The sequence below is a fragment of the Arthrobacter sp. ATA002 genome (genome assembly GCF_026898095.1).
Taxonomy (GTDB): Bacteria; Actinomycetota; Actinomycetes; order Actinomycetales; family Micrococcaceae; genus Arthrobacter_B.
On sequence record NZ_CP114015.1, the window covers coordinates 3,761,503 to 3,785,250 of the forward strand.

The following is a 23,748-nucleotide window of genomic DNA, read 5'->3' on the forward strand; positions in this document are numbered from 1 at the left end:
CTCGAAAGGGCAGAAAACGGCACCGTCCGGGAGTATCTCCCGGACGGTGCCGCTCTTTCGTGTCGGGATCTGCGTTACCTGCGGGGCCCTGCGGGGAGGTTCAGTCCCCGAAACGGGCAACCAGACGCCCGAGGACCTGGTTGTTCTTCAACCGCTCCAGGCCGCCGGCGATCTGATCGAAGCCGATTTCCTCATAACCGGGACGGATTTCGCCGCGGTGCATCAGGTCGAAGACCTCCTCGATGTCCTCCACGGTTCCGCCGAGGGAACCCTCAATGGTCTTGCCCAGGATGGAGTTGGTGGCCACAGTGAAGGTGGGCCGGCCGAGGCCGACCTGCACCACTTTGCCGCCGCGCTTGATGGCGTTCACGGCCTTCTGCGTGGTGTCGAAACCGGCGTAGTCCACGATCAGGTCGAAGGTGCCCACAGGGCGCGCGCTGGAGGGATCCATCCACTCCGCGGCGTCTTTCACGCAGGAGACGGCTCCTACCTCCTTGGCCGCTGGCCAGGCCTCTTCCTTCATTTCCGCCACGTGAACTTCGGCACCGGCCAGCACCGCGGCACGCGCTCCGATCTGCCCCAGTCCGCCAAAACCGATTACGCCCACCTTCATGCCTTTGGCTGCCCCGCCCACCTTGATCATGGCGGGGTAGGAGGTCATACCGGCGTCCGTGGCGAGGGCGGCGAGGGAGAGGTCCATTCCGTCCGGGACGCGGGCGAGGTCGCGGTAGTCGGCCGCGAGTTTGTCCGCAAACCCGCCGGGGGTGAACATACCCAAAGGCGGCTGAACGCCGGAGGAGTTCACACCCACGACGTCGCCCACCTTAAACCCGGTGACTTCCGAACCCAACGCCGTAATGACGCCCGCGTTCTCATGGCCCTGTGTCATTGGCAGGAACGGCATGGCCTGGTCGCCCACCTCCATGTACATCACATCGGAGTGGCACAGGCCTGCGGCCTTGACGTCGATAATAACCTGCGTGGGTCCCGGGGCGGGTTCCGGAACTTCGTTCAGCTGGATGGGCTTCTGGTCCCCATGTACTGCCAAGCCTTCATGACTGGTGTCCTTTCCGGCGGGGTCGAGGGCGACGGACCCCGCATGCGCGCCGTGGCCGGCACGTTTCCTTCGAGACCCTCGGTTCCAGTCTAGAACCGCACAGCAGGCACTCCCGCCGGTCCACCCGCACTGGTTGTGCTCAGACAGTTAGCCGCGCGGGTCCGGATCGTTTGGCTTCTCGCTGCCCATGTCCGCGGCACCAAAGACCTTCACTACCGGGTTGTCGGTCTCATTGTTGGGCCGCGGCTTGAGCTCGGGATGGTGCAGGTCCAGCGCCGGACGTTCGGACCGGATGCGCGGCAGGGACGTGAAGTTGTGGCGCGGCGGCGGGCAGGAGGTTGCCCATTCCAGTGAGCAGCCAAAGCCCCAGGGATCGTCAACTTCCACTCTGCGGCCCCGCCGCCAGGTAATGAACACGTTCCAGAAGAACGGAATCAGGGAGGCGCCCAGGAGCATGGACGCGACCGTGGAGAGCTGGTTCATGCCGGTGAAGCGGTCCTCCACCAGGTAGTCGGCGTAGCGCCGGGGCATCCCGGATACGCCCAGCCAGTGCTGGATCATGAACGTGCCGTGGAAGCCCAGGAACAGCATCCAGAAGTGGATCTTGCCCAGGCGTTCGTTGAGCATCTTGCCGGTGAATTTCGGCCACCAGAAGTAGAAGCCGGCGAACATGGCGAACACGACCGTCCCGAAGACCACGTAGTGGAAGTGGGCGACGACGAAGTAGGTGTCGGACACCTGGTAGTCCAGCGGCGGGGAGGCCAGGATGATGCCGGTCAGCCCGCCGAACAGGAACGTGATCAGGAACCCGATGCTCCACAGCATGGGAGTCTCGAAGGTAATCGATCCCCGCCACATCGTGCCGATCCAGTTGAAGAACTTCACGCCGGTGGGCACCGCGATCAGCATGGTCATGAGGGCGAAGAAGGACTGCATGACGGCGCCCGTGACGTACATGTGGTGTGCCCAGACGGTCACGGAAAGGGCGGCAATGGCCAGGGTGGCAAACACCAGTCCCTTGTAGCCGAAGATCGGTTTTCGGCTGAAGACCGGAAGCACTTCGGAGATAATCCCGAAGAACGGCAGCGCGATGATGTAGACCTCCGGGTGGCCGAAGAACCAGAACAGGTGCTGCCACAGGATGGATCCGCCGCGTTCCGGGTCAAAGATCTGCGCGCCGAACCGGCGGTCGGCGCCCAGCGCGAACAGGGCCGCGGCCAGGGGCGGGAAGGCCATCAGGATCAGGATGGCGGTGACGAGCGTATTCCACGTGAAGATGGGCATCCGCCACATCGTCATTCCCGGAGCCCGCAGGCAAATGATGGTCGTGACGAAGTTGACCGCGCCCAGGATCGTTCCGAATCCGGACAGCGCCAGCCCGAACACCCACAGGTCCCCGCCAATGCCGGGCGAAAACGTGGTGTTCGACAGCGGCGCATAGGCTGTCCATCCGAACGACGCCGCCCCCTGCGGAGTGATGAAGCCGGCAACGGCAATGCTGCTGCCAAAAAGGAAGAACCAGAAGGCCAGCGCGTTCAGCCGGGCGAATGCGACGTCGGGGGCACCGATCTGCAGCGGCATGATGACGTTCGCGAACCCGGCGAAAAGCGGCGTCGCGAACATCAGGAGCATGATCGTGCCGTGCATGGTGAACAGCTGGTTGTACTGCTCCTTGGTCTGCAGGATTTGCATGCCCGGTTCGAAGAGTTCGGCGCGGATGATCAGCGCCATGACCCCGCCCACGCAAAAGAACACAAACGAGGCAATCAGATACATGTAGCCGATCGTCTTGTGGTCCGTCGAGGTGATCCAGTTAACGATGATGCGGCCCCGGGACAGGGGCACCACCCGCGGAGGTACGAACGTTCCGGAATCGTCTGCGGTGTATTTGAGCGTCGACATTGGATGCCATCCCTTGGGTACATCGGCCAGAACATCGTGCTGCCGGCGCTCCCCGGAATCCGCCGTATTTTGTATCGTAGGTCTCCTCTTTCCCCGTCGTCCAGAGACCGCGGGCGATGCGTTTCCCGGCCGCCGGTGATCATGCTGTTCCCGGAACCCGGGAATGAAACGGGGGCGGAGCCTGTTGCACCCGGGACAGACGTCGAGATTTCAAGGAGATGCTCATGACAACGCAGATTGAGTCCACCGCTTCCGCCCTCACCGGGTGGATCCCCGCCCAGCAGTACATCGCAGGGCAGTGGCGTGACGGACGTTCCGAGCGGACCCTCACCAACACCAGCCCTTTTGACGCCGCTGAGCTGATGAGCATCCGGCAGGCCTCCCGGGAGGACCTGGATGAGGCCTACACTGCCGCCGCGGCGGCCCAGCAGGACTGGGCGGCGCAGGCGCCGTCGGCGCGCCGCGCCGTCCTGGAACGTGCGGCGGAAATCTTTGACGAGCGACGTGAGGAGATCATTGCCTGGCTTGCCGCCGAGTCCGGCAGCACCGTGGTCAAGGCCAATATTGAAGTTGATTCCGCCCGTGCCATCACCAAGGAATCCGCGACCTTCCCGCACCGTGTGTCGGGAAGGATCCTGGAATCCGATACGCCGGGCAAGGAATCCCGCGTGTACCGCGGTCCGCTGGGTGTGGTCGGCGTCATCAGCCCCTGGAACTTCCCGCTGCACCTGTCCCAGCGCTCCGTGGCACCGGCGCTGGCGCTGGGCAACGCCGTCGTCCTCAAGCCGGCTTCCGACACCCCGGTGACCGGCGGCCTGATGATCGCCCGCATTTTCGAGGAAGCGGGCCTGCCCGCGGGAGTGCTCAGCGTCGTCGTCGGCGCCGGGTCCGAAATCGGTGACGCCTTCGTGGAACACCCGGTCCCGTCCTTCATCTCCTTCACGGGTTCGACGCCGGTGGGCAAGAACCTCGGCGCGCTGGCTGCCAGCGGCCCCACACTGAAGCACGTGGCCCTGGAACTCGGGGGCAACAGCCCGTTTGTGGTGCTGGCCGACGCGGATGTGGACCAGGCCGTCAAGGCTGCCATCATGGGCAAGTTCCTGCATCAGGGCCAGATTTGCATGGCGGTGAACCGGATCATTGTCGAGGACGCCGTGTACGACGAATTCGTGGAAAAGTTCGCCGCCCATGCCAGGACGCTGAAGTCCGGTGATCCCCGGGACCCGCAGAACTCCGTGGGACCGATCATCAATGCCAAGCAGCTGGAGGGCCTGCAGAAGAAGATTGAGCTGGCCCGTGAGCAGGGCGCACGGCTGGTGGTGGAGGGTGAAACCAACGGCCGGGTTCTCTCGCCGTACGTCTTCGCCGACGTCACCAAGGACATGGAGCTCTTCCAGGAAGAGATTTTCGGTCCGATCGCGGGCATCATCCGCGCTGCCGACGCCGAGGATGCCCTTTCGCTGGCCAATGCCAGCGATCTCGGGCTGGCCAGCTCGGTCTTCACCTCCAACCTGGACGCCGGTGTTCTGTTTGCCCGCCGCATCAAGGCGGGCATGACGCACGTCAACGACATCCCGGTCCAGGATGAAGCCCATGTTGCTTTCGGGGGCGAGAAGAACTCCGGGCTTGGCCGCTTCAACGGTGATTGGGCGATCGAGGAATTCACCACCGACCACACAGTGACCCTGCAGCGCGAATCCCGCCAGTACCCCTTCTAACCGGCAGCACCTGTTCCGGTCAGTGCTGAAAGCTGAAAGGATGCCGTCCCGGCACATGTCCGGGGCGGCATCCGGCGTTTGGGCCGGCTGCACCCCGCCTCCGGTTGAAACGCCCGTCACGATGCAGACGAAAGGAACACCGATGCAGGCAAACAGGCAGTGGACGGTGGAGAACGACGGCGCCCGGCTGGCAGTGTCCGAGTACGGACTCCCGGCAGCCCCAGGCACGCCAACCGTCCTGCTGGTCCACGGTTATCCGGATGACCACACCGTCTTCTCCAGCGTCATTGAGGACCTGGCGGCGGACCACAGGGTCCTTGCCTACGACACGCGCAATGCGGGCGCCTCCCGGGTGGATGACCAGCCGGAAAATCCGCTGGCTCCGTACCGGCTGCCCCTGCTGGTCTCCGACCTCTACGCGGTGGTGGCGTCAGCGGGTGCCGGACCCGTCCACTTGGTGGGCCATGACTGGGGATCCATCCAGTGCTGGGCCGCGGTTCGTGATTCCCGGGCGGCGGATGAGATCCTCAGCTTTACCAGTATTTCCGGACCCGACCTTGGCCACCTGCGGCGGTGGTTTGCAGACTCGCTGCGCACTCCCCGGCGGTGGCTGCTGGCGGCAGGCCAGGGCCTGCGCAGCACCTATGTCAGCTGCCGGTCCTGCCGGAACTGCTGTGGCGGCTGCTGGGACCCCGCTACGCCGTGCGTGCCGGTACCAGCGCCGAAACCGCAACCGGCAACGCGGTCCGCGGGCTGCAGTTGTACCGCGCCAACCTGCTCGGGTCCGGCGTACCCGTCCGCGGCTTTCCGCCGCTCATTGAGGTGCCGGTGCACGTGATGGTTCCGCTGCACGACCCGTTCCTGTCCCCGCGGCTGACCGACGGGCTGCGCGAGGAGGTGCGGGACCTGCGCATTAGCCCCGTTGACGGGGGCCACTGGTGGCCCACCGAAAACAGCGACGCGTTCTGCCGGTTGCTGCGGCAAACCACCATCCCGCCGGGGCCGCCGAATAAGCCGGGGTAGAGCAAACGCGCCGTTGTGGGTTTTCGAGTGTCGAGCTCATGCCCCTCCGGCCCGCCGAGTGTCGAGACGATGCGCGAATGCTTCGCTGGAACCAGCACGACCGCGACACTCGACCGGGCCAAGCAGACCGAAAAGTCCCCTTGACCCTTCCCCTGCGTCAAGGTGGAGGCTGGGTGCATGAACGAAAACTACAACGCCTTCGACATCAGTCCCGTCCCGCCCCGGGGTCCGTCGGCGGTTTCCCCCGGGGTGTACCGCGGCATCTACGGAATGCCGATGTTCGTCACCCTGCCTACCCGCGATCTGGAAGCTTCAGTGGACTTCTGGACCCGGGGCCTGGGCTTCATCGACCTGTTCACCATTCCCGGCCAGCTCACTCATGTGCGCCGGTGGGCGTTCCAGGACGCCCTGCTGGTTCCCGCCGGGGACGCGGCAGCGGAGGGTCCCGGCCCGATGACCGTCAGTTTCGCCTGCATCCTGGCTGAGATTGACGGCATCGCCGAAGCGTGTGCGGCACTGGATCCGAAGAGCGTAACCGGGCCGCGGAGTACTCCGTGGAACACCGTCGACCTCGAAGTGACCACGCCCGAGAAGACGCGGGTTATCTTCACGGCCGGGCGTGAGCTGGATCCGCACAGCGCACAGGCCGAAGACCTCCGGTCCATCGGGATTGACGTCCCGGGTCGATGACCCCCGCGAATCCGGAACAGGCCTGCAAGACTACAGGCATGAGCACAGCAGCCAACAGCAACGCCGCGGCTCCGGGCGGACAGACGGTCGGCGCGGTGGCCTCGCTGACAGGGGTCACGATCCGGACCCTCCATCACTGGGACTCGGTGGGACTGGTGAATCCGTCCGGACGGAGCCGCGGCGGGTACCGGCTCTACTCCGCGGCCGATGTGGACCGGGTCCGCCGCATTCTCCTTTACCGGGAACTCGGCATGCCGCTGCCGCGCATTGGTACGATCCTCGACGCAGCGGAATACGCACCGGGGGCGTCCCTGCAGCAGCTGCGTGCCGATCTCCTTGACTCCATTTCACGCCTGGAAACCACGGTCGAAGCCGTGGACCGGATGATCGAGGCTGCCGACGGCGGGATCCGCCTTTCCCCCGGTGAGCAGGTTGCTGTCTTCGGCAGTGCCTGGCAGCCGTCCTGGGTGGCCCGGGCCCGGGACCGCTGGGGCACCACGGACCAGTGGGCGCAGTACGCGGAGCGGTCAGCGGTTATGACAACGGCGGACTGGACCCGCAACGCGGATAGCGCCTCCGCTCTCACGCAAGCCCTGGCGGAAGCCATGAGCGCCGGCGTCGTGGCGGGCAGTCCCGAAGCGAACACCCTGGCTGAGCGCCACCGGGAATGGATCAGCGGGTACTTCGCCTGTTCACACTCCATGCAGGTGTGCGTGGCCCGGACGTATACCGCCGACGAAGGATCCGCTGCCTACTACGATGCCACCGCCCCGGGCCTCAACCGCTGGCTGCGGAACGTTATCGATGCCAGTGCGGCCGCGGCCGGCGTCGATCCCGAAACCGCGGTTTGGGAGTAGGCCATTTCCGTGCCTGCTCCGTACCGCATCTGCCTCACGGACCCGGAACAGCCGGTGATTCTTCGGCGGGGACATCAGCGACGCCAAGCCGCCGGATCGCCCACGGCCCCAGCACGGCGCCGCAGAGGATCAGCGCAGCGGAAACCAGGCAGGCGGCCTGCCAGGAACTGAACTCGTAGAGCACACCGGCAGCGATGGCACCGACAGCTCCGCTGAGCAGGCCCACGGCCGTATAAACACCCATGGCCGTGCCAACACTGTCCGGTGCCGCCTCGGCAACCACGGCCTGCTCGATCGGCATCAGCACCGCCCAGGCCACCCCGCTCAGGATCCACAGCACCGAGATCAGCACCGGGCTCGCAGCCCACGCCAGTGACACGGCAAAGATTGCACTGAAAACCGACGCGGCTATCACCGCCCGACGGCGCCCTGCGCGGAGGACGACTTTGTGCAGCAGGGGCGGCAGGACCATCAGGGCAATGGCCCCGGGCAGAAAAACGTAGGCGGCCTCAATGACCCCCAGACCGAATCCCCGCTGCAGGTGCAGCAGCAGGAGGATGGACACGGCAGCCTCAGCCGCGGTGGTAGTGGCTGAAGCAATCAGCATCGGCCGTACCCGCCGGGCAACAGCCCCGGCCCCTTGGCCGGTGTCCCAGCTCCCGATGCTCCGCCGGTTTCATTGGCGCCACTGGCACGGGCGGGGCTGGTGAACAAAACGGCCGCACCGATGAAGCACGCTGCACCGCATGCAGCGAGGACCGGAGCGAAAAGGCCCGTTTGGCCCAGCAGCATCAGCCCCGCCACGAAAGCGATCCACGATCCCGTGGCCTGCACGGACATCAGCCGGGCGAAAACACCGGAGTCGGCGGCCAGCCGTTCGCTCACTATGGCCCGCAGCGCCACCCACAGGACGGCACCGCCGATGCCGCCCAGCACGGCGGCTGCAAAGGCCATCGACAGGGAGCCTGCCACTGCATATCCCAAACAGGAGAGCCCGTAGATCACTGCGCCTATGGCAGCAATGGTGCGCCGCTCCCGGCTGTCGGCCAGCCGGCCCGCCACCGGACGGACAACCACTGAGACCAGCAGTTCAACCGCGATCAGGAGTCCCACCTGGGACGCTTCGATTCCCAGGGCAATGCCGGCCCAGAGGGGGATCAGGAAATCGATCAGCTCGGCGGGCCCGTTGGTCAGTCCGGCAGCCAACAGCGCAGACCGTTCGCGCCGCAGCGCATTCCGCGGTTCCCCCGGTACCGTTTGTGCAGGCATCGCCAAGCATAGGGAAGCACATGACCCCCGGCAAGGACCGGATTCCCACCCGCCGCGGGGCATGGCTGCCCGCTCCCGGGCAGGAAAACCCTCGGCGGCGGGGATCAGTGCGCGCTGCGAACGCCTGCCCGCAGGTGCTCATCCGCTTTATTGCTCCCGCCCGTCCGGCCTTTTCGCGGCCCGGCGCCGGCGGCGGACGCCAGGATGGCCGCGGCTATGTCATCGGCGTCCCGCAGGGTGCGGGCGCCGGCGCCCGCCGGTGAGCCGGCTTCGGCGGCAATGGCGGTGCCCCACTGCACCGATGAAAGCTGGAGCCCCAGCACGTAGAGGTCCTCCTGCGGCTCGCCGCTGATCCCCACGGGACGGTACGGCGGCAGGGTGACGTCCAGCCCGGGGGTGATCACCGCTGTTCCATCCGCTGCCATCATGACTTTCGGCCGGGCCAGGCCGTCGCGCAGCAGCCCGCCAAGCAATGGAGAAATGTTCCGGTCCACCCGGTTCGGCGGCATCATGGCCTCCACCAGCGTCCGCGCCGCATATTCAGTCCCGGACCAGGGCGAAACCCCGGTGAACACGCCGCGGGCTTCGTCGATGTCGAAGCGCGGATCCGGACCGATAAAGTGCACGACGCCGGCCCGTACCAGGGCTGCCAGCTGTTCGATGCGCTCGGGCGGAGGTCCGCTGGCCAAGCCTTCAACCAGCGGCTCGAACCAGCCCCGGAGTTCGGAAAGCCAAGACGCGTCAGCGAGTCCGCCGTCGGCCACGATGGATTTCAGCAGGGTCCGGCCGGCGTTCAACGCACCGATGGCCATCTTCAGCGGATCATCTTCCCCGGCAGCCGACCCGGCGGCGTCGTCCTCCAGGTAAGCCAGCACCGCGTCGTCCAGATCCCGGTCACCGCGGTAGGGACGCCGGCCCAGGGGCTGGGCCAGTGCTTCGAGGTTGGTGCGCCGTGCCGCCGGAACGAAGCGGTCCAGGACCTTTTCCTTGGCCGGATCCCACTCGGGGCCGGGAAGGTCCAGGGCCGCACGCAGCTCCTTAAGGAACAGCTCAGCCGGTTCCAGCAACTCATCGGCAGCCACCCGCGCCATTGTGGAGTAGTAGGCCCAGACCGCATCCCGGTGCAGCAGCGGCCAAAGGTCGTGGTCGAAACCGGGCAGGATGCCCTGCTCCTTGAAGGCGGCCGCCGCTTCCGGCGTGAAGTACCGCAGCCGCACGCTGCGCGGCACGTAGGAGTCAAGCTTTGCCTTCGCCCGGTACGGTGTTCCCCGCCGCGAAGCAGCCACGAGGACCGGCTCCCGTCCGCTGGGTTCATACCGCAGCGCGCCCTGCCGGGCCGCCGGGGATGAAGCGGCCGCCGCGGCCGGTCGTCACCTGGATCATGATGTCGAAAAAGTTGAGTCCGAGTCCGCGGACGAGCACCGGTTCCCCGCGGGGAACACGCTGAAGTCCACGTCCGAGGGCACCGCGGGAGGCAGGTAGCGCAGGTCATGGCGGTCCGCGGCGTCCCGCAGCCGGTCCTGGTCCGCGCTCAGCGCTGCAGGCAGATGGCCCAGGGCGAGCACGACGGCGTCGGCGTCCAGCGGGTCTTCGCCGGCCACTTCCAGCGACCAGCCTGAGCCGGTTTCCGGCCGGGTGAGGCTGAGGACTTCAGACCGGACATGCCTCAGGGCCACGCCGGCGGCGAGCGCGGCGTCGGCGAGCCGGGCAAAGGTCCATTCGAGGTACCGGCCGTACACGGCACGGCTCGGGAAGGACCCCGGTGTCAGCCCGGCCAGTTCCTCCCGGTCGGCAGCCGGCAGTTCCACACCGGCGGCGGTGTCCGCCATCAGCATCCTCCACTGGTCGAAGGACAGGCCGGACGGCGACGCGGGCAACTCGGCGGCTGTGGCACCGGCCGGAACCACGGTGGGAAAGAGGCAAGGCGTGTTCATCAGGAACAGCCGGGACTGTCCGGTGCGCCACACATGGCCCGGGCCGGGGTTGAACGGGTCAATGACCGCGATGTCCAGGGCGGGCCGGTCCTGCTCCGGCAGCGCCAGGTAACCGGCCAGGGTGCGTTCCACTACAGAGATACCGCGCGGACCCGCTCCGATCACGGCCACTTTGAAGCTCTGCGTGGTATTGGTCATGCTTCAAGAGTATCTGCCCGGTAGCCCTGCCCTTTCGGCGGCCGGGCAAAACCCGCAGCTTCGCTTGATGTACGGCGGGGATCACCTATCGTGGTCCGAACTACCGCCCTCCGCCACGGGTCCGCCCGGAAAGGCAGCATCATCATGGCTCCTTCCGACACAGCCCTTGCCCTTTTGCACGATGTTGCCGCCGCGCTGCAGCCGGACGGCCCCGTGACGGTTGGCACCATGTTCCGCAGTCCGGGATTGCGCACCGGTGGGGAGATCGTGGCTTTTCTCGGCTCCGATGACACGTTCATTGTGAAGCTTCCCCGGGACCGGGCCGCAGGCCTCGTCCGCGCCGGCACCGCTGAACCGGTCACCATGGGAAAACGCACCATGCGGGAGTGGATCGTCATTCCCGCGGCCGGCAGCCCCGCTGCCACGCGGGTTGTCTGGACCGGCTTTGCGAGGGAAGCCCTGCTGTATGTCCTGGGCACCCGCTCCCGGTAACCGCCCCTAGGATGGGCACATGACTTCCTCGACTCCTGACCTGCCCGCCGGCCCCGGTGCCGATGATGAGTTCCTGTGGTTGGAGGACATCTACGGGGACAAACAACTGGACTGGGTACGCGCCGAGAACAAGGTCACGGAGGATCTGCTCTCGGATACCGGCTTCGAGCAGACCGAACAGCGTTTGCTGGAAGTCCTGGATTCCACCGACCGGATTCCCATGGCGGCCAAGCGCGGCGGGCACTACTACAACTTCTGGCGCGATGCCGAGCATCCCAAGGGCCTGTGGCGGCGCACCACCTGGGAGAGCTACTGCACGGATGACCCGCAGTGGGAGATCCTGCTGGACGTGGACGAGCTGAGCCGCACCGAGGGCACGGAGTGGGTTTGGGGCGGCTCCGCGTTCCTGCGCCCCACCGGCGGCGGCCCCTACCGCCGGGCGCTGGTGGTCCTGTCCCCCGACGGCGGCGACGCCGCGCGCTACCGTGAGTTCGACGTCGTCGACCGCGCCTTTGTCCCCGGCGGCTTCGACATTCCGGCAGCAAAGAACCGGATCACCTGGGCGGGGCCGGACGAGCTCTATGTGGGGACCGATTTTGGTCCGGGCTCCATGACCACCTCCTCCTATCCGCGCACCAGCAGGATCCTGCACCGCGGCATGGACCTGGCGGACGCCGAACCGTATTTCGAGGTCCCGGAAGACCACATGATGGCGGTGGTGGCGCATGACCAGACGCCCGGCTTTGAACGCGACCTCGCCGTGGACATCGTGGACTTCTACAACAGCTCCACCTTCCTGCGCCGCGACGGGCAGTGGGTGCGCCTGGATGTTCCGCTGGACGTGACTCTGGACGTGCACCGGCAATGGCTGGTGCTGCGCCCGCGCACGGACTGGCAGCTGGGCGAAACCGTGCATGCAGCCGGATCCCTGCTGGCAGTCGAACTGGAGGCCTTCCTCGCCGGCAGCCGTGACCTGGTGACACTGTTCACCCCCGACCCCGCCACCTCGCTGCAGTCCTGGAGCTGGACCCGGGACTACCTGCTGCTGAACCTGCTGCGTGACGTTTCCTCGCAGATTTCGGTGCTGGATCCGGCCAACGGATGGAAGGCCTCAGTGCTGGAAGCCTGCCCGCCGCTGCACACCGTGGATGCATACGCCGTTGATGACGAGGACGAGGAAGCGGGCAACGACTACTGGCTGATCAGCACCGGGTTCCTCACGCCGTCCACGCTGTCCCGCGGAACCCTGGGCAGCTCCGGCAGCGCCGCCGCGGCGGTGAAGGAGTCGCCGTCGTTCTTTGATACGGCCGGGCTGACTGTGGAGCAGCACTTTGCGGTTTCCGCCGACGGCACCCGGGTGCCCTACTTCCAGGTGGGTCCGAAGGACCTGGTGCTCGACGGCGGCAACCCCACGCTGCTGAACGGGTACGGCGGTTTTGAACAGGCCCTGACCCCGGCCTACAGCGGAGTGGTGGGCCGGGGATGGCTGGAACGGAACTTCACCGACGGGCAGGGGGTGGAACGTTCGGGCGTGTACGTGCTGGCCAACATCCGCGGCGGCGGAGAGTACGGTCCCGAATGGCACCGTGCAGCGCTGCGGGAGAACCGGCACCGCGCCTATGAGGACTTCGCCGCCGTCGCCCAGGATCTGATGGACCGCGGCGTTACCTCCCGGGCGCATCTGGGCTGCACCGGCCGCAGCAACGGCGGGCTGCTGGTGGGAAACATGCTCACCTCTTATCCGCACCTGTTCGGCGCCGTATCCTGCGGTGTGCCGCTGCTGGACATGCGCCGCTACACCAAACTGTCCGCCGGCTACTCCTGGATCGCCGAATACGGTGATCCGGACGATCCGGAACAGTGGGAGTTCGTGAAGACCTTTTCGCCCTACCACCTGCTCAAGCAGGACGACTACTACCCGCCCGCGCTGATCTGGACCGCAACCAGTGATGACCGCGTGGGACCGGTGCAGGCCCGGAAGATGGCTGCCCGGATGAAGGCCCTGGGCGTGCCGAACGTGTGGTTCCACGAGGCCCTCGAGGGCGGCCATGCCGGAGCATCGGACAACCGCCAGGCTGCCCGGATGCATGCCATGTCCTACGAATTTCTGTGGGAGGCCCTGACCGGACGGCTGGGGTGAACCGGCGAGCCGCGAACCGGTGCACCGCCGCGTTCCGTTCCGTGACGTTTTGCTCTTACCCGTCCCTTATGGGTAGTCTTGTCAGGCTGGCAGCGGAAGCTACCAGGGCATTTGGAGACGTGCCAGAGCGGCCGAATGGGCTTCACTGCTAATGAAGTGTGGGCCTAAAGCCCACCGGGAGTTCAAATCTCCCCGTCTCCGCGCTAAGACCCCCGGGCAACCGGGGGTTTTTTTGTCCCCGGATCCGGACGTGTTCCCGTGCCCCGCACCACTTTCCCGGCTATGTTAGGGCCAGACAGCAGGCAGCTTCTTCGCTGCTGCTCCGCCAACTTTAGGGACCCTTCCATGGAAATGCGCTTACTGGGCCGCAGCGGCACCGTCGTCAGCACGTACGCACTCGGAACCATGACCTTCGGCAACGAATCCGATCAGCGGGTTTCGCATGATTTGTTGAACTCATTCGTGGAAGCCGGCGGCAACTTCATCGACACGGCGGACGTCTACACCGCCGGCACATCCGAGGAAATCATTGGCCACTGGCTCCAGGCCCGCCCCGAGGCGGCCCGGAATATCGTTCTGGCCACCAAGGGCAGGTTTCCGATGGGCGTGGGGCCAAACGATCTCGGAAACTCCCGCCGGCACCTGCGCACGGCGTTGGACGCCTCGCTCAAACGCCTCGGAGTGGACCACATCGACCTGTACCAGCTGCACGCCTGGGATCCGCTGACCCCGCTGGAGGAAAGCCTCGGCTTCCTGCAGGACGCCGTCACCGCCGGCAAGATCAGCTATTACGGGCTCTCCAACTTCACCGGCTGGCAGCTGACCAAGGCAGTGTTCACGGCGCGGACGCACGGCTGGAATGAGCCCGTAACCCTGCAGCCGCAGTACAACCTGCTGGAACGCGAAATCGAGTCCGAAGTGGTTCCCGCGGCGCTCGACGCCGGACTGGGCCTGCTGCCCTGGTCACCGCTCGCCGGCGGCTGGCTCACCGGAAAATACCGCCGCGAAGCGGTCCCCGCCGGCAAGACCAGGGTGGGCGACAACCCCGCCCGCCAGTTCCAGGGCTGGGACCTGCGCAGCAGCAACGACCGCACGTGGCAGATCCTTGACGCGCTAAAAGCCGTTGCTGCCGCCCACGGTGCAAGCTCGGCCCAGGTTGCCCTCGCGTGGCTTGCCGCGCAGCCGGGGGTCACTTCAGTGATTCTTGGCGCCCGCACCGTCGAACAGCTCACCGACAACCTGGGCGCGGCCTCGCTTCGGCTTTCCGATCCGGAGCTTCAGCGCCTCACCGACCTCAGCCGTCCGGCGGTGGGTAATTATCCGTACGGGGCCGACGGGCAGCACCAGAGGTCCCGGCCACTGGATTGAGCAGCTGGGACGGGCAGGTTGGGCAGCCGGGGCCGGATGCTGCTAGAAGTCTTCGGGCCTCAGGTTTTTGACCCACTTGCTGATCTCGTCTTCTTCCGGTGCGGCCGGCTTTTGCCGGCCGGTCCGCCCTGCTGGCCGGCCGGACCAGCGGCACTTTTCGACGAGGAAGTGTTGTCCGGGCCGGCGCCGGATGCCTGGGCGGCACCGGAACCGGAGCCGGCAGCGGCTGGTCCACCGGCAGCGGCTGGTCCGGCCGGAGCGGCTGGTCCGGCCGGACCAGCCGGGCCGGACGCCCTGCCGTCTTTACCCGCGCCGGAACCCTCGGCCCCGTTACTGCGGGACGCGGGAGTACCTTGACCTGCCTCATCGGAACCCGGTGAGGCGGGAGCCGGCGTGCCGGCGGCCCCTCCGGCCGGACGCGGCGGTTGGAACGGCTGGGGGTGCATGGCCAGGTTCTCCACGGCGGCGGCGGAGGCGCGCACCCCCAGCCCGGTGAACTGCGCATACAGTTTGACGGCCGCGATGGGGTGGCCCTGGGCGATGGCGGCGTACACCTGCTGGTGCTGGACGGCGTTGAGCTTGGCATTGGCTTCGCGGGCTGCCTCTGCCGACGTCCGCGCTCCGGCCGGTGCTGCTTTGGCGCCGGATGCTTTGCGCGGTGCCTTCTGCGGCTTTGCCGTACGCTGCCGGTCCTGCTCGGCGCCCTCCGCTCCGGCGGTCTCACCGGATGCGGAGTTTTTCCGGCGCTGGGCCCGGACCACCAGGAAATTGACCACGACAATGGCCACGACAAACAGAACAATCACCAGAAACTCCATACCTCGATCCTAGCTTCGCCCGCGGCACCCGCGCCTTTCCCCCGGTATATTGACGTGCAGCCCCGACCGCCGACCAACGGAGACGCCATGAGTTCCTTCCCTTCCCTGCGTTCGCTGCGGGTTCACGTTGCCGGAGGCATCGCGGAGGTTGAGCTCACCGGCCCCGGAAAAGGCAACGCCATGGGCCCGGATTTTTGGAAAGAGCTCCCGGAAGTTTTTGCTGCCCTCAGCGATGATGACAGTGTCCGCGCGGTCCTGCTGTTCGGTTCCGGCGGAAACTTCAGCTATGGCCTGGACCTGCCGGCCATGGCGCCTGTTTTTGCTCCGCTGCTTGCCGTCTGCGGAATGGACGCACGGCTCCGGGAGGATTTTCGGCGCAAGATCCGGGATATGCAGGAGGCGGTCAGCTCCCTGTCAAAGTGTTCCAAGCCGGTCATCGCAGCGGTGGACGGCTGGTGCATTGGAGGCGCAATTGATGTCATTACGGCCGCTGACATTCGCATTGCCGCGCCCACGGCCACCTTCAGCGTCCGTGAGGTCAAGGTCGCCATCGTTGCCGATTTGGGATCCCTCCAGCGGCTGCCCGGCATCATTGGCGAAGGCCCGGCCCGCCACCTCGCGCTGACCGGGGAAGACTTCGACGCCGGCCGGGCCCACCGCCTGGGCTTGGTTACGGAGGTGGCCGACGACGTCGTCGGCCGCGGCCGCGAGCTGGCAGCGGCGGTTGCCGCTAATCCTCCGCTCGTGGTCCAGGGCGTGAAGCACGTAATGAACCACGGCCGGGAACCCTCCGTCCAATCCGGGCTGGACTACGTTCAGGTGTGGAACGCGGCGTTCCTGGCCAGCCGCGACTTTAACGAGGCGGCCACGGCGTTTGCCGAACGCCGTCCCGCTGTCTTTACCGGAGACTGACGCCGGAGCACCCTGGTTTCAGGCCGGGCACAGCATGCCCACGCGTGGCCGGGACAGTGGCCGCGGGCGCTTAAGATAGTCGGGTGGCCGTTACCGATGAAGCAATCACCAAGATCAAGGAAATGCTCATCAGCGGGCAGCTGAGGGCCGGTGACCGGCTGCCGCCGGAGAATGAGCTGAGCGATCAGCTGGGTTTGTCCCGGAGCTCGCTGCGGGAAGCCGTCAAGGCCCTCGAACTGATCCGCGTCCTGGATGTTCGGCGCGGCGACGGCACCTACGTAACCAGCCTGGAGCCCGGACTGCTGACCGAAACCATGGGCTTCATGGTCGAGATTCATCAGGAATCATCCGCACCCGAACTCCTGGAAGTCCGGCGCATCCTGGAACCCGGCGCGGCCGCCCATGCCGCGGCCCGCATTAACGCCCGGGGACTGGCTGCACTTCAGACCTGTCTCGATGCCGTTCCCGCACAGGCAACGGCAGCCCAGCTGGCGGCCCACGACTTCGCCTTCCACTCACAGATCGCCCGGGCCTCCGGCAATCCTTATCTGGCGGGAATGCTGGATTCCCTTACCGGCAGCACGCTGCGGCTGCGCACCTGGCAGCGGATTATGGAAGCCGGGGCGGTATCCGCCGTCCTGGAAGAACATGCCGCCATCCTCGAGGCGCTGACGCTCGGCGACGCCGATCTGGCGCGCTCTTTGATGACGGTTCACGTGGCGTCCGCTGAACGCTGGCTGCGCCGGCCGCCCGCAGCGGTTCTCCAGCCTGCGGAGACTGCACCGGCGGGCCAGCCGCCTGCCGTGCGCGCTGTGGCGCGCACCAAAGTCCGCAAGCAGCCGCGGGCGCCCCGAACCCTTCCGGCGCGCACCCCGCCGCGGCGGGCCGCAGCGCCAGAGCCCCCGGCACCGGCTGGGAGGGCACCGGGAGCGTCTCCCGTGCAGAGCCGGCCCGCGCCGCAGATTGCTCGGATCGCTCCCGAGCCTGCCCTGTACGAACTGTTCGCTATGCCTTCAGCGCCAGCACAAAGGCAGCACGGAAGCCGCGCCGGCCTGCCTAAGTACCCGCCCTGCCTCGGTGATGGTCCAGCGGCTGTCGGCGAAGTCGTCCACCAGCAGAACCGGGCCGGGATTGGCGGCAAACCAGGCTGCTCCTTCTTCAGGGACCGCAAACTGGTCCCACACGGCGGCCAGCCGGAACGCACTGTTTCCGCCGGAACCCCCCGCCGGCCCGCCGTGCGGGAGCTCCAGCGCCCCCAAATACGGGATCCGGCCGAGGGAGGAGATGCCCTGGGCTAGAGAGCCGACCAACTGCGGACGTGACCGCGACGGAATGCTGACCACTGCAACCGGCCGTTCCTCCCAGCCCCATTGGGCGAGCACCTGCACGCAGCCCTTCAGCAGTGCGTCATCCGCTGCGGTGTCTCCGGCATCGGGAGCGAAAATCTCCCGCAGCCGTCCGCCCCAGCCGAGGTCCGTCAGGCGCGCCAGTGCCCGGCCGGTGGACAGGGCCGCGTCCGGTTTGATTTTTCCTTGACCGGCACGCCCAGCCGGTCCATGCCGGAGGGGTACATGCCGCGCGGGTCCACGTCCACTCCAACCCGGCTGAGCGCCTGGTCGGCATGATCGGTGGCTTCCACCGCCACATCGCCGGAGAACCAACGGCCGGCGCAGTTGTCGCAGCGCCCGCACGGCGCTGCAGCGGGATCGTCCAGCTGCAGGGACAGGAATTCCATCCGGCAATCCGTGGTGCTTTCATAGTCCAGCATGGCCTGCTGTTCTCGAACGCGGGCTGCCGAAATGCGCTCGTACCGCTCCCGGTCATAGCTCCACGGCTGCCCGGTGCCGCGCCAGCCGCCGGACACCCGTTCCACGGCGCCGTCCACCGCGAGGACCTTTAACAGGAGTTCCAGCGGGGAACGTTTCAGGTTCACCCGCGTTTCCAGGGCTCCGGTGGACATCACGGCCCCCGAAGCCAGTTCCGTCAGGACAGCGTTGGCCGGCCCCTCCGCGGGCATGGAGGAGGTGGCGAAGTACTCCCAAATGTCCTTGTCCTCGGTCCCGGGCAACAGCAGCACGTCGGCGCTGGGGGTGCCCCGGCCCGCCCGCCCCACCTGCTGGTAATACGCCACGGGAGAAGACGGAGCGCCCAAATGGACGACGAAGCCCAGGTCAGGCTTATCGAAGCCCATCCCAAGGGCGCTGGTGGCCACCAGTGCTTTCACCTCGTTGTTCTTCAATGCCGCTTCCGCTTGCTCCCGGTCCGCCGGGTCCGTGCGGCCGGTGTAGGCAAGCACGGGATGTCCGGCCTTCTGCAGCAGCCTCGCGGTGTCTTCGGCTGCGGATACCGTCAGGGCGTAAATAATGCCCGAACCGGGGAGCTCGTCGATGTGGGTCAGGAGCCAGCCGAGGCGGGCCTTGGGCGTGGGCAGCCGCAGCACTCCCAGGCGCAGGGACCGGCGTGCCAGCGCTCCGCGGATGGTGAAGACATCTTCGCCGCCGGAGGCCAGCTGCTCCTCGACGTCCTTTACCACCCGGGAATTGGCGGTGGCGGTGGTGGCGAGCACCGGCACCGAGGCCGGCAGCTGCTCGATCAGACTGCGGATACGGCGGTAGTCCGGGCGGAAGTCATGGCCCCAGTCCGAGATGCAGTGCGCTTCATCGATCACCAGGAGCCCGGAGCGGCGGATCAGTTCCGGCAGATGGGTTTCCCGGAAGCCGGGGTTATTGAGGCGTTCCGGGGAGACCAGCAGCACGTCCACTTCATCTGCTGCGAGCTTGGCCGAAATGTCCTGCCATTCCAGCTGGTTGGCGGAGTTGATCGCTACGGCACGGACACCTGCGCGGGCTGCGGCTGCCACCTGGTCCCGCATGAGGGCCAGGAGCGGCGACACGATCAGGGTCGGTCCGGCGCCACGGGCCCGCAGCAGCAGGCTCGCCACGAAGTACACAGCTGACTTGCCCCACCCGGTGCGCTGGACCACCAGCGCCCGCCGGCCGCCCGAAACCAGTGCCTCAATCGCTTCGTACTGCCCCTCGTGGAATTCGGCGGCCTCGTTGCCGACCAGCGCCCTGAGCAGGCCGGTGGCTTCGATCCGAAGCGCGGGGTCCGCCCCTGCGGGACCTCCGGTGGGAGCGCCGTCATTAACCTGCGCTGCTTCCGGCTCGGAGGACGGAGAATTTGGGGTGTCATGCTGGAATTCCATACCTTCCACTATTCCAGCCGCCGCTGACGATTTCCTCCAGGACGGCAAACCCCTGTGGAGACCGGCGGCTCCGCGGACGGCCTGTGGATGCCCGCGGTTTGCCGGGCCTGCGGCGGATATCCGGAGGCCGAAAGCCGGGGGATGGAAAACTGGCCTATAGACTGTCCGGGTGACTAGTGCATTCGATCTTTCCGCGTCCTTTAAGGCCTATGACGTCCGCGGCGTCGTCGGCGAGACCATCACCCCGCAGATCGTCAAAGCAGTCGGCGCCGCTTTTGTCGACGTGCTTGACCTTGCCGGTTCGACGGTGCTGGTGGGCGGCGACATGCGTCCGTCCTCCCCCGAGTTCATCAAGGACTTTGCGGCGGGAGTCACCATGCGCGGCGCCGACGTGCTCCTGCTGGACCTCATCTCCACTGACGAGCTCTACTACGCCTGCGGCGCCTGAATGCCGCCGGAGTGACGTTTACGGCAAGCCACAATCCGGCGCAGTACAACGGCATCAAGATGTCCAAGGCCGGAGCAGTCCCCATCTCCTCCGAAACCGGGCTCCACGAAATCCAGGCCCTGGCCGAGCAGTACCTGAACGAGGGCGCCATCCCCGCGGTGAAGACGCCGGGCCGGATCAGCGTCCGCGACATCCTCCGGGACTACTCCGAGTACCTGCGCAGCCTCGTGGACCTCCGCGGCATCCGTCCGCTGAAGGTCGTGGTCGACGCCGGCAACGGCATGGCCGGCTTGACCACCCCGGCGGTCCTTGGCGACACGATGCTGCCGGCCCTTCCGCTGGAAATTGTCGACCTGTACTTCGAGCTGGACGGGTCCTTCCCGAACCATCCGGCCAACCCGCTCGAACCGGAAAACCTGCGCGACCTGCAGGCAGCCGTCGTCGAGCACGGCGCGGATCTGGGCCTGGCATTCGACGGCGACGCCGACCGCTGCTTCGTGATCGATGAAAAGGGTGACCCGGTCAGCCCCTCGGCGATTACGGCGCTCGTCGCCCGCCGCGAGATTGCGCGGGCCAAGGCTGCCGGCGAACCCACGCCGGTCATCATCCACAACCTCATTACCTCCCGTGCCGTTCCCGAACTGGTGGAGGCCGACGGCGGCCGCGCCGTCCGCACCCGTGTTGGCCATTCCTTCATCAAGGCCCAGATGGCGGAGGAAGGCGCCGTGTTCGGCGGCGAGCACTCCGCGCACTACTACTTCCGCGACTTCTACAACGCTGACACCGGCATGCTCGCAGCCATGCACGTCCTCGCCGCGCTGGGAGAACAGAGCCTGCCGCTCTCGGACCTCGCCCGCGAATACGAGCCGTACTTTTCCTCCGGCGAGATCAACTCCGAACTCTCGGACGTTCCGGCGGCCGTTGCCCGGGTCCGGAGCGAATTCGAGCGCGGCGGCGTCACCGTGGACGCGCTGGACGGATTGACTTTCACCTCGGATGACGGACAGTGGTGGTTTAACCTCCGCGCGTCGAACACAGAACCCTTCCTTCGGCTCAACGCCGAAGCCGAAGACCTCCCCACCATGGTGCGGGTCCGCGACCGCGTACTTGAACTAGTTAGGAACTAAACCCAATGGCTGATGTTGAACTGAACGGCGCAGAGCCCTCCGCCCAGGTCCAGGAGGACCTGAATTCCCTGCTCGGCACCGCGCTGGGCGTCGCGCAGGAGCAGCTTGAGGCGCAGGGCGCTTTCCTGCCGGCCGCCCTGGTTGTGCAGAACGACGGCGAGCTGCGGATGATTGCCGTTGCACCCGAGGAAAGCGACGAAGACCTCGACGCCGACGCCATGATCGATGACATTTACCAGGTGCTGGGTGAGCAGAAGGCGGACAACCGTGCCGCTGCCGTGTTCTCAGACATCCACCTGCCGGATGAGGCGACGGACGCCATCCACGTAGTGGCTGAGCACTCCGAGGGTGTCTGCATTTCAGCGATCCAGACCTACTCCGAAACCGACGGCTCCTGGACCTTCAATGAACCGCAGTGGGAGTCCGGCGACCGGCTCGTCTGGGGAACCGACGAGGCTGCCGACGAGGCCTAAACGCCCCGCACGCCGAAAAAGGCCGGCGGTACCGCGCATCTGCGCAGTACCGCCGGCCTTTTCTTGCTTTAGTACCGGCTGGCTTGATTTAGTACCGGCCCTTAGGCGGCCGCAAAACGCTCCTTGAGCGTCTGCAGCTCGGCCACCAGGTCCTCCGGCAGGGACTCACCGAACCGGGCATACCACTCCTCGATGCCGGCGAGCTCCTTTTTCCATTCCTCGGGGTCGACGCGGACGGCGGCGTCCACGTCCGCCGGGCTCATGTCCAGGCCGCTCAGGTCCAGGGACTCTCCGGTGGGCACGTATCCGATCGGCGTTTCCACGGCGTCGGCGGTTCCTTCGATCCGCTCGATGACCCACTTGAGCACGCGGGAGTTGTCGCCGAACCCGGGCCAGGCGAAGCCGCCGTGAGCCGTGCGACGGAACCAGTTCACCAGGAAGATCTTGGGCAGCGTCTCCTGGTTGGCCTTGCCGCTGAGGGTAATCCAGTGCCGCAGGTAGTCGCCGGCGTCGTAGCCCATGAACGGAAGCATGGCCATCGGATCGCGGCGCACCACGCCCACCTGGCCGGCTGCGGCCGCAGTGGTCTCCGAGGACAGCGTGGAGCCCATGAAAATGCCGTTGGTCCAGTCGCGGGACTGCGTGACCAGGGGCACCGTGGTTTTGCGCCGGCCGCCGAAGAGGATGGCGGAAACCGGAACACCGTCCGGGGAATGGTATTCCTCGGCCAGCATGTCGATTTGGTCGATCGGCGTGCAGAAGCGGGAGTTCGGGTGCGCGGCGGGATGCCCGGCCTCCGGCGTCCACTCGTTGCCGAGCCAGTCGGTCAGGTGTGCGGGAGCCTCATCCGTCATGCCCTCCCACCAGACGCCGCCGGTGTCGGTCAGCGCCACGTTGGTGAAGATGGAATTGCCCTTGGCGATGGCACGCATCGCGTTGGGGTTGGTGCTCCAGCCGGTGCCGGGAGCGACGCCGAACAGGCCCGCCTCCGGGTTGGTGGCGCGCAGTTCGCCGTTGTGCCCGAAACGCATCCAGGTGATGTCGTCACCGAGGGTCTCGACCTTCCAGCCCTCAATGGTGGGATCCAGCAGCGCGAGGTTGGTCTTTCCGCAGGCGGACGGGAAGGCCGCTGCGACGAAGTAATCCTTCTTTTCCGGGCTGGTGAGCTTCAGGATCAGCATGTGCTCGGCGAGCCAGCCCTCATCGCGGGCCATGATCGAGGCGATGCGCAGGGCGTAGCATTTCTTGCCCAGCAGGGCGTTGCCGCCGTAGCCGGAGCCGTAGGACCAGATGGAGCGGTCTTCGGGGAAGTGCACAATCCACTTTTCGTCGCTGCAGGGCCAGGCGACGTCGGTGTCGCCCTCGGCCAGCGGTGCTCCGACGGAATGCAGTGCGGGCACGAAGAACGCGTCCAGCTCTTCCATCTTGCGCAGAACATCGGTGCCGATGCGGGCCATGATCCGCATCGAGGCGACCACGTAGGCGCTGTCGGTGATTTCGACGCCGAACTTGGGATCCTCGGCTTCGAGGTGACCCATCACGAAGGGAATGACGTACATGGTGCGTCCGCGCATGGAGCCGGAGAACAGGCCGTCCAGCTTGGCCCGCATCTGCGACGGTTCCATCCAGTTGTTGGTGAAACCTGCGTCATGCTTTTTCTCGGAGCAGATGAAGGTCTGCTCCTCGACGCGTGCCACGTCCTTGGGATCGGAGAACGCCGCGAAGGAGTTCGGGAACTCTTCGGGGTTCAGCCGGACCAGGGTTCCGGCGTCGACCAGTTCATCGGTCAGCCGCTTGTTTTCCGCCTCGGATCCGTCGACCCAGTACACGCGGTCGGGCTGCGTCAGCTCGGCTACCTGCTGAACCCAGGCCAGCAGGGCCTCGTGGGTGGTCGGGGCTCCCATGGAGGCCTCCGGTGTATTGCTGTCCAAATGGCTCGGAGCAGCGTTTTTGCCGCTCTCATCGAGAACTAGCTGACGCGCGTCATCGCCCATGACTCTTCCCTTCGTTGGGTCAGTGGTGTGATTGGAATGCTAGTTGTCGGCGTGCCGGCGGCTGCGGCTGGAAAGGTAGTACCTATAATGGCGGTCATGCGCTGTTTGCCTAGAATTCAACAA

The 23,748-nt window shown here is 66.4% G+C and carries 17 protein-coding genes, 1 tRNA gene and 4 pseudogenes; 13 read left to right on the top strand and 9 right to left on the bottom strand.

The annotated features are described in order from the left end of the window. Positions 1-100: 100 nt before the first annotated feature. Positions 101-1,048, bottom strand: coding sequence for a zinc-binding dehydrogenase (locus tag OL239_RS18455; protein ID WP_268910103.1), 948 nt, complete (start codon positions 1,046-1,048; stop codon positions 101-103). A gap of 156 nt (positions 1,049-1,204) precedes the next feature. Beyond that, positions 1,205-2,959, bottom strand: a complete 1,755-nt coding sequence (ctaD, locus tag OL239_RS18460; protein WP_268910104.1) for an aa3-type cytochrome oxidase subunit I — start codon at positions 2,957-2,959, stop codon at positions 1,205-1,207. A 224-nt stretch (positions 2,960-3,183) separates the two neighbouring features. On the opposite strand from ctaD, the gene OL239_RS18465 reads away from it, so the two are divergent. The 5 genes and pseudogenes from OL239_RS18465 (at position 3,184) to OL239_RS18480 (ending at position 7,247) form a co-directional block, all read left to right on the top strand. Next, positions 3,184-4,677, top strand: a complete 1,494-nt coding sequence (locus tag OL239_RS18465; RefSeq protein ID WP_268910105.1) for an aldehyde dehydrogenase family protein — start codon at positions 3,184-3,186, stop codon at positions 4,675-4,677. A gap of 142 nt (positions 4,678-4,819) precedes the next feature. Beyond that, a pseudogene (locus tag OL239_RS20360) lies at positions 4,820-5,233 on the top strand (alpha/beta fold hydrolase); the annotation flags it as partial. Positions 5,234-5,283: 50 nt separating this feature from the next. Continuing rightward, positions 5,284-5,700: a hypothetical protein gene (locus tag OL239_RS18470; RefSeq protein ID WP_268910106.1), complete on the top strand. Its 417-nt coding sequence runs from the start codon at positions 5,284-5,286 to the stop codon at positions 5,698-5,700. A gap of 177 nt (positions 5,701-5,877) precedes the next feature. Then, positions 5,878-6,390 carry a VOC family protein gene (locus OL239_RS18475; RefSeq protein ID WP_268910107.1) on the top strand — a complete coding sequence of 171 codons (513 nt, stop codon included), beginning with the start codon at positions 5,878-5,880 and terminating at the stop codon, positions 6,388-6,390. A 38-nt stretch (positions 6,391-6,428) separates the two neighbouring features. After that, entirely contained in the window at positions 6,429-7,247 is an 819-nt protein-coding gene (locus OL239_RS18480; RefSeq protein ID WP_268910108.1) for a MerR family transcriptional regulator, read from the top strand. A 34-nt stretch (positions 7,248-7,281) separates the two neighbouring features. Here the strand turns inward: OL239_RS18480 and OL239_RS18485 are convergent, their stop codons facing one another. The 4 genes from OL239_RS18485 to OL239_RS19845 form a co-directional block, all read right to left on the bottom strand. Beyond that, entirely contained in the window at positions 7,282-7,854 is a 573-nt protein-coding gene (locus OL239_RS18485) for an MFS transporter (RefSeq protein WP_268910109.1), read from the bottom strand. Beyond that, a complete protein-coding gene (locus tag OL239_RS18490; protein ID WP_268910110.1) occupies positions 7,848-8,453 on the bottom strand; it encodes an MFS transporter in 606 nt (201 codons plus the stop codon). Before OL239_RS18490 ends, OL239_RS18485 begins: the two co-directional genes overlap by 7 nt. A 167-nt stretch (positions 8,454-8,620) precedes the next feature. Next, positions 8,621-9,802 (bottom strand): hypothetical protein, encoded by a 1,182-nt coding sequence (locus OL239_RS19840; protein WP_329609299.1) that lies wholly within the window; start codon positions 9,800-9,802, stop codon positions 8,621-8,623. Positions 9,803-9,895: 93 nt separating this feature from the next. Then, entirely contained in the window at positions 9,896-10,648 is a 753-nt protein-coding gene (locus OL239_RS19845) for an FAD/NAD(P)-binding protein (protein WP_329609300.1), read from the bottom strand. Between the two features lie 144 nt (positions 10,649-10,792). Here OL239_RS19845 and OL239_RS18500 point away from each other — a divergent pair, with 144 nt between their 5' ends. The 4 genes from OL239_RS18500 to OL239_RS18515 all read left to right on the top strand — a co-directional run bounded on the left by OL239_RS18500 (position 10,793) and on the right by OL239_RS18515 (position 14,648). Further along, complete coding sequence (locus OL239_RS18500) at positions 10,793-11,140, top strand: hypothetical protein (protein WP_268910111.1); 348 nt, start codon at positions 10,793-10,795, stop codon at positions 11,138-11,140. A gap of 19 nt (positions 11,141-11,159) precedes the next feature. Next, positions 11,160-13,280: a prolyl oligopeptidase family serine peptidase gene (locus tag OL239_RS18505; protein ID WP_268910112.1), complete on the top strand. Its 2,121-nt coding sequence runs from the start codon at positions 11,160-11,162 to the stop codon at positions 13,278-13,280. Positions 13,281-13,393: 113 nt separating this feature from the next. Next, positions 13,394-13,481 (top strand) — tRNA-Ser (locus tag OL239_RS18510). A 144-nt stretch (positions 13,482-13,625) separates the two neighbouring features. Continuing rightward, the gene (locus OL239_RS18515) at positions 13,626-14,648 is read left to right on the top strand and encodes an aldo/keto reductase (protein ID WP_268910113.1); all 1,023 of its coding nucleotides are present in this window, start codon (positions 13,626-13,628) and stop codon (positions 14,646-14,648) included. 59 nt (positions 14,649-14,707) lie between these two features. Here the strand turns inward: OL239_RS18515 and OL239_RS18520 are convergent, their stop codons facing one another. Continuing rightward, positions 14,708-15,466, bottom strand: a complete 759-nt coding sequence (locus tag OL239_RS18520) for a hypothetical protein (RefSeq protein WP_268910114.1) — start codon at positions 15,464-15,466, stop codon at positions 14,708-14,710. Between the two features lie 87 nt (positions 15,467-15,553). On the opposite strand from OL239_RS18520, the gene OL239_RS18525 reads away from it, so the two are divergent. After that, complete coding sequence (locus OL239_RS18525) at positions 15,554-16,378, top strand: crotonase/enoyl-CoA hydratase family protein (RefSeq protein ID WP_268910115.1); 825 nt, start codon at positions 15,554-15,556, stop codon at positions 16,376-16,378. 83 nt (positions 16,379-16,461) lie between these two features. After that, positions 16,462-17,088 (top strand): annotated as a pseudogene (locus OL239_RS18530) (FadR/GntR family transcriptional regulator); the annotation flags it as partial. Between the two features lie 303 nt (positions 17,089-17,391). Here OL239_RS18530 and OL239_RS18535 read toward each other — a convergent pair. After that, positions 17,392-19,583 (bottom strand): annotated as a pseudogene (locus OL239_RS18535) (RecQ family ATP-dependent DNA helicase). Between the two features lie 169 nt (positions 19,584-19,752). Between OL239_RS18535 and OL239_RS18540 the strand changes: the two are divergent. Together OL239_RS18540 and OL239_RS18545 are read left to right on the top strand one after the other, a co-directional pair. Then, a pseudogene (locus OL239_RS18540) lies at positions 19,753-21,158 on the top strand (phosphomannomutase/phosphoglucomutase). Between the two features lie 5 nt (positions 21,159-21,163). After that, on the top strand, positions 21,164-21,631 hold the full coding sequence (locus tag OL239_RS18545; RefSeq protein WP_268910116.1) for a hypothetical protein: 468 nt from the start codon (positions 21,164-21,166) through the stop codon (positions 21,629-21,631). Positions 21,632-21,732: 101 nt separating this feature from the next. On the opposite strand, the gene OL239_RS18550 is transcribed toward OL239_RS18545, so the two are convergent. Then, positions 21,733-23,535, bottom strand: a complete 1,803-nt coding sequence (locus OL239_RS18550; RefSeq protein WP_442864322.1) for a phosphoenolpyruvate carboxykinase (GTP) — start codon at positions 23,533-23,535, stop codon at positions 21,733-21,735. Positions 23,536-23,748 lie beyond the last annotated feature (213 nt).